Source organism: Deinococcus grandis, assembly GCF_001485435.1.
GTDB lineage: Bacteria > Deinococcota > Deinococci > Deinococcales > Deinococcaceae > Deinococcus > Deinococcus grandis.
This window is the reverse complement of sequence record NZ_BCMS01000001.1, coordinates 290,455-302,270: the sequence shown is the minus strand read 5'-3', so window position 1 is coordinate 302,270 and position 11,816 is coordinate 290,455. Positions and strand designations below refer to the sequence as shown.

General features: G+C 70.9%; 10 protein-coding genes. 8 read left to right on the top strand and 2 right to left on the bottom strand.

All coding sequences use genetic code 11. The features are described 5' to 3' along the window. Positions 1-39: 39 nt before the first annotated feature. The gene (locus DEIGR_RS01505) at positions 40-1,050 is read right to left on the bottom strand and encodes a GGDEF domain-containing protein (protein ID WP_058974662.1); all 1,011 of its coding nucleotides are present in this window, start codon (positions 1,048-1,050) and stop codon (positions 40-42) included. Positions 1,051-1,186: 136 nt separating this feature from the next. Between DEIGR_RS01505 and mqnE the strand changes: the two genes are divergently transcribed. The 5 genes from mqnE (at position 1,187) to DEIGR_RS01480 (ending at position 6,220) form a co-directional block, all read left to right on the top strand. Further along, the gene (gene mqnE, locus DEIGR_RS01500) at positions 1,187-2,329 is read left to right on the top strand and encodes an aminofutalosine synthase MqnE (RefSeq protein WP_058974661.1); all 1,143 of its coding nucleotides are present in this window, start codon (positions 1,187-1,189) and stop codon (positions 2,327-2,329) included. Between the two features lies 1 nt (position 2,330). Next, complete coding sequence (locus tag DEIGR_RS01495; RefSeq protein ID WP_058974659.1) at positions 2,331-2,666, top strand: nuclear transport factor 2 family protein; 336 nt, start codon at positions 2,331-2,333, stop codon at positions 2,664-2,666. Positions 2,667-2,695: 29 nt separating this feature from the next. Beyond that, positions 2,696-3,628, top strand: coding sequence for a menaquinone biosynthetic enzyme MqnA/MqnD family protein (locus tag DEIGR_RS01490; protein ID WP_083524095.1), 933 nt, complete (start codon positions 2,696-2,698; stop codon positions 3,626-3,628). A 449-nt stretch (positions 3,629-4,077) separates the two neighbouring features. After that, entirely contained in the window at positions 4,078-5,208 is a 1,131-nt protein-coding gene (locus tag DEIGR_RS01485; RefSeq protein ID WP_058974657.1) for a PfkB family carbohydrate kinase, read from the top strand. Positions 5,209-5,281: 73 nt separating this feature from the next. Continuing rightward, positions 5,282-6,220 carry a pseudouridine-5'-phosphate glycosidase gene (locus DEIGR_RS01480; RefSeq protein ID WP_058974654.1) on the top strand — a complete coding sequence of 313 codons (939 nt, stop codon included), beginning with the start codon at positions 5,282-5,284 and terminating at the stop codon, positions 6,218-6,220. A gap of 66 nt (positions 6,221-6,286) precedes the next feature. On the opposite strand, the gene DEIGR_RS01475 is transcribed toward DEIGR_RS01480, so the two are convergent. Further along, the gene (locus DEIGR_RS01475; RefSeq protein ID WP_058974652.1) at positions 6,287-7,615 is read right to left on the bottom strand and encodes a dicarboxylate/amino acid:cation symporter; all 1,329 of its coding nucleotides are present in this window, start codon (positions 7,613-7,615) and stop codon (positions 6,287-6,289) included. Between the two features lie 306 nt (positions 7,616-7,921). Between DEIGR_RS01475 and DEIGR_RS01470 the strand changes: the two genes are divergently transcribed. The 3 genes from DEIGR_RS01470 to lpdA all read left to right on the top strand — a co-directional run bounded on the left by DEIGR_RS01470 (position 7,922) and on the right by lpdA (position 11,776). Beyond that, positions 7,922-9,541, top strand: a complete 1,620-nt coding sequence (locus DEIGR_RS01470; RefSeq protein WP_236704625.1) for an ATP-binding protein — start codon at positions 7,922-7,924, stop codon at positions 9,539-9,541. 5 nt (positions 9,542-9,546) lie between these two features. Next, positions 9,547-10,212: a response regulator gene (locus tag DEIGR_RS01465; RefSeq protein WP_236704624.1), complete on the top strand. Its 666-nt coding sequence runs from the start codon at positions 9,547-9,549 to the stop codon at positions 10,210-10,212. A gap of 157 nt (positions 10,213-10,369) precedes the next feature. Next, on the top strand, positions 10,370-11,776 hold the full coding sequence (gene lpdA, locus DEIGR_RS01460) for a dihydrolipoyl dehydrogenase (protein WP_058974649.1): 1,407 nt from the start codon (positions 10,370-10,372) through the stop codon (positions 11,774-11,776). Positions 11,777-11,816 lie beyond the last annotated feature (40 nt).

The window sequence follows — 11,816 nt, the reverse complement described above, 5'->3', positions numbered from 1 at the left end:
CCTCAGCGTAACCCATGGGGGAGTGGTCGCGCCGGTCCGTCACGCGACGTCCTCCGGCGAGACGATCAGGTGCGCGCGGGCCCGTTTCGCGGCGTACATGTGCCGGTCGGCACGCCGCACCCACTCGGTCAGCGGCTCCCCGGCGCGGCGCGCGGCCAGCCCCACGTTCACGAACGGCGACGCGGGCAGCGCCCGGCCCGCCAGTCCATCCAGGCCCGCGCGCAGCAGCGCCGCCGCCCGCTCCGGCGTGCACGGCAGCAGCAGCGCGAACTCGTCCCCGCCCAGCCGGAACGCCTCGCCCCGCGCGGCAGTCAGGTCCAGCAGCGCCTCCCCGATCCCACGCAGGACCACGTCGCCCGCCGCGTGCCCCAGCTCGTCGTTGATGCGTTTGAATTCCTGCACGTCCATCACGGCCAGCGTCCACTCGCCCGCCGCGTGTCCCGCCGCCTCGCCCCGCAGCGCGAACTGACGGCGGTTGAACAGCCCGGTCAGCGGATCGGTGTTCGCCTCACGCTCCAGCTGCTCGTGCAGCGCCGCGTTCTCCATCACGATGCCCAGCTGCACGCCCAGCAACTCCAGGAATTCCAGGTCCTCGGGCGTGAAGGCGTCCAGGGCGTAACTCTGCACGGACAGCACGCCCAGCGTCTCCCCGCCGGCGCGCAGCGGCACGCCCATCCAGGACATGGTGTGCGGCAGGTCCGGTCGGTAGTGGACGCGCACGACCGTCAGGCCCTCACGGTCCAGGTACGCGGGCAGGTCGTTTTCCAGGCGCACGCGGTCCGTCACGACGCGTTCCAGCAGTCCGTCGCGGCGCGGCCCGAGCCACTGCTCGGCGATCACGTCCCCCTCCAGGGTCTGCACCGCCCAGCCGCCCTCCGGGGTGCGGCGCGCCAGGAGCGTGATGGGCGACGCGAACAGCGCCTGAACCTCGTGGTGCATGGTGAGCAGCAGGTCCTCGGTGCGGACGTGACGGGACAGCGCCGCGATCACCTGCACCAGGGATCGGTAGCGGGCGATCTGCCGCTGCGCGTCGGCGTGTTCCGTGGTCACCTTGCACCGGATTCTGCCATATCGAATCTTTCTGCCGCGTCACAGGTCGGCAGCCGCGCGGACGGTGACGGCCGCGTGAAGTGCGGATTGAGGATCGGGGACATTCCCGCGCGGGAGCCGGGCGTATCCTGCCCGTATGAACTGGCTCTCCGACCCGGCGCTCGCGCCCATCGCCCAGAAGGTCGAAGCGGGGCAGCGCCTGAACTTCGAAGAAGGCATGCAGCTGTTCAGAACCCGGGACCTGAACACCCTGATGCGCCTCGCGAACCTCCGCAAGACGGCGCTGCACGGCGACAAGGTGTACTTCGTGCACTCCATGCGCCTGGAGTTCACGAACATCTGCTACGTGGGCTGCACCTTCTGCGCGTTCGCCGCGCACAAGAACGAGGCCCGCGCCTGGGACTACAGCCCCGAGGAAGTCGTGGCGCAGGTGGGCCGCCGCTACCTGCCCGGCATCACGGAACTGCACATGAGCAGCGGGCACCACCCGAACCACAAGTGGGAGTACTACCCCGCCATGGTCCGCGCGCTGCGCGAATCGTACCCGGACCTGCAGGTCAAGGCCTTCACCGCCGCCGAGATCGAACACCTGAGCCGGATCAGCAAGAAACCCACCCTGGACGTCCTGCGCGAACTCCAGGCGGCGGGCCTGAGCGCCATGCCGGGCGGCGGCGCCGAGATCTTCGCCGACCGCGTGCGCAAGCAGGTCGCGAAGAACAAGGTCAAGGCCGAGAAGTGGCTGCAGATCCACAGCGAGGCCCACTCCCTGGGCATGCGCACGAACGCCACCATGCTGTACGGGCACATCGAGACGCTGGAAGAACGGCTGGATCACATGCACCGCCTGCGCGAACTGCAGGACGACTCCCTGGCCCGCCACGGCGGCGGCTTCCACGCGTTCATCCCGCTGGCGTTCCAGCCGCTGGGCAACACCCTGGCGCAGAACCTCGGGAAGACCGAGTACACCACCGGCCTGGACGACCTGCGCAACCTCGCCGTGGCGCGCATCTACCTCGATAACTTCCCGCACATCAAGGGCTACTGGGTGATGATCGGCAGCGAGTTGACGCAGGTGAGCCTCGACTGGGGCGTCTCCGACATCGACGGCACCATCCAGGAGGAACACATCGCGCACGCCGCCGGAGCGACCAGCCCCATGAAACTCAGCGAGCAGGGCATGATCCGCATGATCCAGCACGCCGGACGCCTCCCCGTACTGCGCGACGCGTACTACAACGAACTCGCCACGTTCCCCGCGCAGCACGAGGCCGCCGACTGACATGCCCGACCTGGACGCCCTGCTGGCCCTGGACGACCGCTGGAACGCCGCGTACCACCACGGCGACCCAGGTGCCCTGGACGGCGTCCTGGCCGCCGACTGGCTGGGCTTCCTCCCGGACGGCACGAGCATCAGCCGCGCGGACCTGATCACTCACTTCCCCGTGAGCCCGGCCCCCACCCTGATGATCGAACGGCACGCCGCCCGCATCCACGGCCACACGGGCATCACCCGCCTGACCCTCTACGAAGGCCCCCACCGCATCCAGTCCGTCCTGCGCGTCTACGCCCACGCAGACGGCCACTGGCAGGCGATCAGCGCACAGGTCGTCCCGTGAGCGGGCAGATGGCGGACGGCGGATGGCAGATGGCGCAGCCCGAGGCTGAGTCCTCTCCATCACCCATCACCCATCACCCGTCACCGCGCTCCCCCGGCGCGCCCTACCGGGCCGGTTGGATTCATTTCACGAATGTCGCCCCGATCCTGGATTCGCTGGTGCTCCCGGCGGGCGTGACGGCGATCACGGGCGTGCCGACGCAGATGAACGCGGCGCTGCTGTCGGGTCAGGTGGATATCGCGAACATCAGCGCGGTGGAGTTCATCCGGAACGCGGACGTGCTGGAGGCCCTGCCGGATTTCAGCGTGGCGGTGCTGGGGCCGGTGTACTCCGTGAACCTGTTCCACACGCGTCCGCTGGAGGAAGTGCGGCGGGTGGCGTTGACGGCGCAGTCCGCGATGAGCGTGGCGCTGCTGGAGGTGCTGCTGCGCGAGCGGGGCCTGAGCCCGGTGCTGGAACGCGCGGAAGGCGAGGCGGAAACCCTCCTGGCGCAGGGATTCGACGGGGTGCTGCGGATCGGGGACAGCGCGCTGCGCGAGTGGTACGGCGTGGTGGGCCCCCTGACGCCCGAGACGACCATGACCAGCCTCCCGCACGCCGCGCGCGGCATCACCGTCACGGACCTCGCGGAGGAGTGGTTCCGCCTGACCGGTCACCCGTTCACGTTCGCGGTGTGGGCGTACCGCAAGGACAACCCGCCGCCGCCCGAGCTGGTGCAGGCCATGCGCGAGGCGAGGCGGGACGGCATCGGGCATCTGGCGGACGTCGCACAGAGGCACGCGCGGAAACTGGGCCTGCCGGAACGCGTCGTGCAGCACTACCTGTGGAACTTCCGCTACCACCTCGAAGCGCCCGACCGCCTGGGCCTGCACGAATTCGCCGCGAAAGCCGTCCCCGGCCACGCGCCGCTGACCTTCGGCCCCCGCCCCGGCGAGGAACGCACGCGGAGCGCAGCGGACTGAAAGGGGAAGTGGGTTGTAGGAAGTGGGGAGTGGGGAGGGGCTCTGAGATCTGGACTGTGAGTGACGGGCGCGGACCGTCCACCCCCACCCGGCCTCCCCCCTCTGCTTCGCAGCTTTGCAAGGCAAGGGGGAGGAGTAAAAACAGTGAGGAAAAAGTCGATCAGCGGTGCGAAGCGTCCCCTCTACCAACCGACCGCTGACTGCCACCGGCCGTCGTGCGCGCAGCGCGCGGGCCTTGCGGGGGGCGGCAGGATGGCGTCGAAGCCGGACACCTCACCGCCCGACACAAACACGCCGCACGAGTCAAACCTCTTGCCCAGTGCAACGCTGGCTCCCCCTGCCCCCCTGGGGTAGGGGGCTGGGGGGTGGGGCCGCCCGCCGCAGGCGCAACCCTTCCAGCCGCACACACCTTGATTAACCGCAGAAAGCACCTTTATCATAGAAAGCAGATGCCCCTGACCGATACCGAATCCGCCCTCCTCGCCCTGATCCGCGAGACGCCCCTGGCGACCCCGGAGGAACTGGCGCGGCGCCTGGGGTCCACGCGGGCGTCCGTGAACGTGCACGTGAGCAATCTGGTCCGGAAGGGCGCGTTACTGGGCCGGGGCTACCTGCTGCCCGAGGCGGGCGGGCCGGGTCGCGTGGTGGTGGTGGGCGGCGCGAACGTGGACGTGAAGGCCCGCACGATTCAGGCGGCGGTGCCGGGGACGAGTAATCCGGGCGTGACGGCGCAGGCTCCGGGTGGCGTGGCGCGGAACGTCGCGGAGAACCTGGCGCGGCTGGGCGTGCCCGCCTCGCTGGTGAGTGTGGTGGGCCGGGACGCGCTGGGCGACTGGCTGCTGCGGGAGACGGAGGCGGCGGGCGTGGATGTGCGGCCGGTGCTGCGCGCGCCTGAGGTCTCGACGGGAACGTACACGGCGGTGCTGGATGCGAGTGGAGAGCTGCTGGTGGCGGTGGCGGCGATGGCGGCGGTGGAGGCCCTGACTCCGGCGGCGTTGCAGGAGCGGCGTGGGGTGCTGCGGGGCGCGGCGTGGGTGGTGGCGGACGGGAACCTGCCGGAGACGTCGCTGGCGCACCTGCTGTCCCTGGCGGCCGAGGCCGGGGTATCGGTGGTGTTCGAGCCGGTGAGCGTGCCGAAGGCGGCGCGGCTGCGCGCTGCGTTGGCGGCGGGGCTGGTGCCGCAGGCCGTGACGCCGAACGTGCCGGAAATGGGCGCCCTGCTGGGCCGCGCGGTGCCGGACGAGCCGGAGGCGTTGCGGGAGGCGGCGGACGAGTTGCACGCGCAGGGCGTGCGGCTGGTGTGGGTGCGGCGGGGCGCGGCGGGCAGCCTGCTGTCCGCGCCGGAGGGCGTCACCGAACTGGCCGCCCTGCCCGCCGAGGTGAGGGACGTGACGGGCGCGGGCGACGCGATGCTCGCGGCGTTCCTGGCGGCGCTCGCGTCGGGCCTGTCCCCGGCGGAGGCGGCGCGGCACGGGCACGCGGCGGCGGCGCTCACGGTGGAGAGCGACCACGCGGTCTCCCCCACCCTCACCCCGGCGGCCATCCAGGCGCGCCTGACGGGGGCCGCCACGACCGGTTAGCCGCATCATCCCGACTCCGTTTCACCCTCTCATCACTCATCATTCCGGGCTGACTGCCCTAGCGAGGTTTCCCATGACTCACGACATCAATCCGACCGTTGCCGCCTACCTGGACATTCACCCTGAAGTCGCCGCTGCCCTGGCGGAGGGGCGCGCGGTGGTGGCGCTGGAGAGCACGATCATCAGTCACGGCATGCCGTTCCCGCAGAACGTGGAGATGGCGCGCGGCGTGGAGGACGTCGTGCGCGCGCACGGCGCGGTGCCCGCGACCATCGCGGTGCTGGGCGGCCGCCTGAAGGTGGGCCTCACACCCGAGGAACTGCACCTCCTGGCGACCGACAAGGGCGTGGAGAAGATCAGCACCCGTGACCTGCCGGTGACCGTGGCACTCGGCAAGCACGGCGCGACGACGGTGGCGAGCACCATGCGCGTCGCGGCACTGGCGGGCATCCGCGTGTTCGCCACGGGCGGCACCGGGGGCGTGCACCGGGGCGCGGAGCGCAGCATGGACGTCAGCGCGGACCTGCTGGAACTGGCGCAGACGGACGTGTGCGTGGTCAGCGCGGGCGTGAAGAGCATCCTGGATATCGGCCTGACGCTGGAGGTGCTGGAAACGCACGGCATTCCGGCCCTGACGCTCGGCAGCGAGGAGTTCCCGGCGTTCTACTCCCGCCAGAGCGGCTTCAGGGCCCCCCTGACGGTCGCCACGCCCGACGAGGCGGCGCGGGTCCTGAAGGCCAAGTGGGATCTGGGCGTGTCGGGCGGCGTGATGCTCGCCAACCCCATCCCCGAGGACGCCGAGATTCCCGCCGGGGAGATCAACCCGCAGATCGAGCAGGCGCTGCGCGACATGGACGCCCTGGGCCTGACCGGCAAGGACACCACCCCGTACCTGCTGGGCCGCATGGTGGAGATCACCGGGGGCCGCAGCCTGCAGGCGAACATCGCCCTCGTACGCCACAACGCGATGGTGGCCGCGCAGGTGGCCGTCGCGTACGCAGAGTTGGGCTGATGGCTCAAGGTTGATGGCAGATGGCACCGCACTGGCCATCTGCCATCAACCATTTGCGTCCTTCCCTTACGCGGGTTGTGCGCTGCTCAGTTTGCGGCCCTCGCCGTGTTCCTCGGCCTGCACGTCGGCGTTCACGGGTGGGAGTTGCTCGCCGTTGAGGACGCGGGTGAGGCGGTTCATGTCGAGTGCCTTCTCGCTGCGGGCGACGACGAGGGTGGCGACGCCGTTGCCGATGATGTTGGTGATGGCGCGTCCTTCGCTCATGAAGCGGTCGATGCCGAGGATCAGGGCGAGGCCCGCGACGGGGACGGTGCCCAGGGCGGCGAGGGTGCCCGCGAGGACGACGAAGCCGCTGCCGGTGACGCCCGCGGCGCCCTTGCTGGTGAGCAGGAGGATGCCGAGCAGGGCGACTTCCTGCGCGAAAGACAGGTTGGTGTTGGTGGCCTGGGCGATGAACACGGCGGCCATGGTCAGGTAGATGCTGGTGCCGTCGAGGTTGAAGGAGTACCCGGTGGGGACGACGAGGCCGACGACGCTCTTGTTCGCTCCGGCGTGTTCGAGTTTGGCCATGAGGCGCGGCAGGGCGCTCTCGCTGCTGCTGGTGCCGAGCACGAGCAGCAGTTCTTCCTTGATGTAGCGCAGGAACTTCAGGAGGCTGAATCCGGCGAGTCTGGCGATGACGTTCAGGAGGACGAACACGAACAGGGCGCAGGTGACGTAGAAGGTGCCCATCAGGTACGCGAGTTGCTGGAGGCTGCCGACGCCGTACTTGCCGATGGTGAAGGCCATCGCGCCGAACGCACCGATCGGGGCGAGCTTCATGATGAAGCCCAGGATCTGGAACACCATGACGCTGACGGCGTCGATGCCTTTCAGGATGCGCGCTCCGAGGTCGCCCATGCGGATCAGGGCGAAGCCGCTGAGGAGCGCGATGAGCAGCACCTGCAGCAGGTCACCCTCGGTGAAGGCGCTGACGAAGGTGGTGGGGATGACGTGCAGGATGAAGTCCGCGACGGTCTGCTCGCCGGCGGCGTCGGTGTACTTGGTGATGGCGCTGGTGTCGAGGGTGGCGGGGTTGATGTTCATGCCGCGTCCGGGGCCGACGAGGTTCACGACGACCAGCCCGATCAGCAGGGCGGCGGTGGTGACGACCTCGAAGTACAGCAGGGCCTTGCCGCCGACGCGGCCGATCTTCTTGGTGTCGCGCATGCTGGCGACGCCGCTGACGACCGTGCAGAAGATGATGGGGCCGATGACGACCTTGATCAGTTTGATGAAGCCGTCCCCGAGGGGCTTGAGCCCTTCCCCGACGGTGGGGAAGAAGTGGCCGACGAGCACGCCGATGACGATGGCGATCAGCACCTGCACGTAGAGGCTGCGGAACATCTTGGGCATGGGGGGTCCTCCGGTGCGTCACGGGAACGCGGGTGGGGGCGCGCGGGCCGGGGCGCGCCGTGAGGTGGGGGGATGAGCCTGCGCGGGTGCAGGGCCGGGTGGGGGTTGTGGTGCCGCTCAGCATGCGCGTGGCGCGGGACGCCTGTCCCCGGCGGGGCGCGGCGGCGACCGGGTGGGGTGGGGCTGGAGGCCGTCCTGCCGGGCACGCAGGGCCTGAGTGGGCGGGGTGGGGATTCGTACACGCGGTGAACACAAGGGCCGCACGGTGGCCGCCCAGGGTCGGGGCGGGCCTACACTGCGGTCACCGTGCCCTCCCGCCTGCCTGCCCCGTCCCGCGTGCCGCCGCTGGCGCGCGAGGTGGCGCTGCCGCACACGCCCCGCCTGCTGCGGGTGGGCCCGAGGTTGTTCCTGACGACGCTGGGCGCGTTCCTGCTGCTGGGCCTGCCGGTGGCGGGTCTGGTCAGTCAGGGCGTGTACGACGGGATTCACCGGTCGTTCGCGGAGCGGTCGCTGCGCGAGTCGCGGCTGGTGGGGGCCCTCCCGCCGGTGGTGTCGGCCCTGTCGGGGAACGTGGCCGAGCGGGCGAACCTGAACGCCCTGATGAACCGCTACCGCGATCAATTGGGCGCGGATTACGTGGTGGTCACCGACCGGGACGCGCGGCGGCTGACACACCCGAACGCGGCGCAGGTGGGGCAGCGCATGCAGGGCGGGGACTTCACGGCGTTCCTGCAGGGCCGGAGCGTCACGGAGACGGTCGAGGGCACGCTGGGCCGCTCGGTGCGGTCGAAGGTGCCGGTCGTGGACGGCGCGGGGCGGGTGCTGGGCCTGGCGAGCGTGGGCTTCCTGCTGCCCCGGCTGCGGGACGTGTTCCTGGAGGTGCTGCGCGCGGGCCTGCCCTGGTACCTGCTGGCGCTGGCCCTGGCGCTGGCCCTGGCGCTGGGCGTGGCGCGGCGCGTGAAGACCGAGATGCTGGGCCTGGAACCCGAGCAGATCGCCGGGGGCCTGCGGCAGTACCGGGCGGTCCTGAACACCCTGGAAGAAGGCGTGCTGGTGGCCCGCGCGGGGCAGGTGTTCGTGATGAACCCCCAGGCCCGCGCGCTGCTGGGCACCCCGGACGCCGCGCTGCCGCTGCCGTGGCCGCCGGGCCTCCCGCTGCCCGTGCCAGGGGCGGGGCCGGTCACGGCGGAGGTAGCGGGCCGCCCGGTGCTGCTGGCCGCGCAGGAGGCCGGGGACGGCGCGGTGGTGGTCACGCTGCGGGACCTGGCGCGCGTGCGAGCCCTGGCGGACGAGCTGACCCAGTCCCAGCGTTACGCGGAGCTGTTGCGGGCGCAGACGCACGAGTTCACGAACCGCCTGCACACCCTGGCGGGCCTGCTGCACCTGGGCGAGACACGCGAGGCCCTGGCGCTCATCCACGCGCAGTCGGCGCGGCACGAGGCGCACCTGCAGGCGGTGGGGGCGCTGCGGCACGTGCGGCTGTCGGCGCTGCTGCTGGGCAAGTTCGACCGCGCGGCGGAACGGGGCGTGACCCTCGCCCTCGATCCGCTGTCGGCGCTGCCGGCCACGCTGCCGCCCGGCGTGCTGGATCTGCTGGAGCTCGCGGCCGGGAATCTCATCGAGAACGCCCTGGACGCCACGCAGGGCCAGCCGGACGCCGAGGTGCGCGTACTGATCGCCACCGACCCGGAGGGCCTGATCCTGGAGGTGCGCGACACGGGGGGTGGCGTGCCCGCGGCGCTGGCAGACACCCTGACCGCGCGCGGCGTGAGCAGCAAGGGTACGGGGCGGGGCGTGGGGCTGGCTCTGGTGTCAGACCGCGCGCAGGCGCTCGGCGCGACCCTCGCTCATGACCGCGTGAGTGCGCACGGGCGGGACTGGACGCGCTTCACGCTGGACGTGCCCCTCCCCCAGGCCGAAGAATGAGCGGCGTGTCCTCTCCCCCACCGCTGCGCGTGCTGATCGTCGAGGACGACCCGCAGATCGCGGCGCTGCACTGGCGGCTGCTGGAACGCGCCGGGGGGTTCACGGTGCTGGGGCAGGCGGAGTCGCTGCGGGTGGCGCGGGCCATGCTGCGCACCCTGCGCCCGGACCTGCTGCTGCTGGACGTGCACCTGCCCGACGGGCGCGGCCTGGACCTGCTGCGCGAGGCGCGCGTGAGTGGCGCGCGGGTGGACGCGATCCTGGTCACGGCCGCCAGCGACGCGCCCAGCGTGCAGGACGCGCTGCTGCACGGCGCGGCGGATTACCTCGTGAAGCCCGTGACGCCCGAGCGCTTCACGCTGGCCCTGGAGCGCGCCCGGGAGCGCGCGGCGCTGTGGGCGCAGGGGGACGTGCGCCAGGGGCACCTGGACGCCCTGTTCGCCCCGCCCGCCGCCCCGGACGCCGCGGGCCTGGACGGGGACACGCTGCGCCGCGTTCGGGCCGCCCTGCGCGACCTGGGCGAGGCGAGCGCCGCCGAGCTGGGCACCCGCGTGGGCCTCAGCCGCGTGACCGCGTGGCGGTACCTTGAACACCTCGTGGAGACCGGCGAGGCCAGCGTGGGCACCGACGCCCGCACCGGGGGCCGCCCCGCGAAACGCTACCGCCGGGTGTGAGGACAGGTGATGGTCAATCGTTGATAGACCAGCTTTCGCTCAGGCTCGTGCCGGAGCTTCCATCAACCATCAACCGTTCACCATCTCCCCCCTCTGTCCCTGAGCGGGGAACGTGTCACGCTGGGCGTTTCGGGGCGGTGGTACGCTCAGAGACGCTATGGATTCTTACGACGTTCTGGTGATTGGTGGCGGCCCCGCGGGGTACGTGGCAGCGATTCGCGCGGCGCAGCTGGGCTTCAAGACGGCCTGCGTGGACGCCTTCGAGCGGAATGGCAAGGCGTCCCTGGGCGGGACGTGCCTGAACGTGGGCTGCATTCCCAGCAAGGCGATGCTGGACAGCAGCGAGAAGTTCGAGATGCTCCAGCATGACTTCGCCGAGCACGGCATCAACGTGCAGGGCGCGTCCGTGGACGTCGCGCAGATGCTCAAGCGTCAGAGTGGCGTGGTGGACAAGCTGACGGGCGGCGTGGCGTTCCTGTTCCGCAAGAACAAGATCACCAGCATTCACGGCCTGGGCCGCCTCGTGCGCCAGGACGGCGAGGGGTGGATCGTGGACGCGGCGGGCACCGAGGTGAAGGCGAAACACGTGATCGTCGCGACCGGCAGCAGCCCCCGCGCGCTGCCCCTGGCGCCCTTCGGTGGGCATGTGGTGGAGAACAGCGGCGCGCTGAGCTTCACCGAAGTGCCCGGCAAGCTCGGCGTGATCGGCGCGGGCGTGATCGGCCTGGAGCTGGGCAGCGTGTGGCGCCGCCTGGGCGCGCAGGTGACCGTGCTGGAGGCCCTGCCGGGCTTCCTGATGGCCGCCGACGACGCGATCGCCAAGGAGGGCCTGAAGCTGTTCCAGAAGCAGGGCCTGGACTTCCACTTCGGCGTGAACATCAGCAAAGTCGAGCAGGACGAGACCGGCGTGAGCGTCACCTACACCGAGCAGGAGCAGGAGGTCACGGCGCGCTTCGACAAGCTGATCGTCTCTATTGGCCGCGTGCCCCACACCCAGGGCCTGGGTGCCGACGCGGTGGGCCTCGCACTGGATGAGCGCGGCTTCGTGAAGGTCGACCACCACTACCGCACGAACCTCCCCGGCGTGTACGCCATCGGCGACGTGATCGGCGGCGCCATGCTCGCCCACAAGGCCGAGGAGGAGGGCGTGGCCCTCGCGGAGATGCTGGCCGGGCAGGCCGGGCACGTGAACTACGACGTGATCCCCTGGGTGATCTACACCAGCCCCGAGATCGCCTGGGCCGGCCTGACCGAGAAGCAGGCCAAGGAGAAGGGCCTGAGCATCAAGACCGGGCAGTTCCCGTTCAGCGCGAACGGCCGCGCCCTGGGCCACGGCGACACGCGCGGCTTCGTGAAGATCATCGCCGACGCGCAGACCGACAAACTGCTGGGCGTGCACATGATCGGCGGCGGCGTCAGCGAACTGATCGGCGAGGTCGTGGCGATCATGGAGTTCGGCGGCAGCAGCGAGGACCTCGCCCGCACCGTCCACGCCCACCCCACTCTGTCTGAGGTCGTCAAGGAAGCCGCCCTGGCCACCGACAAACGCGCGCTGCACATGTAAAAACCGCACTTCAGGCGGGGCTTGACCGCGACGGTCCGCC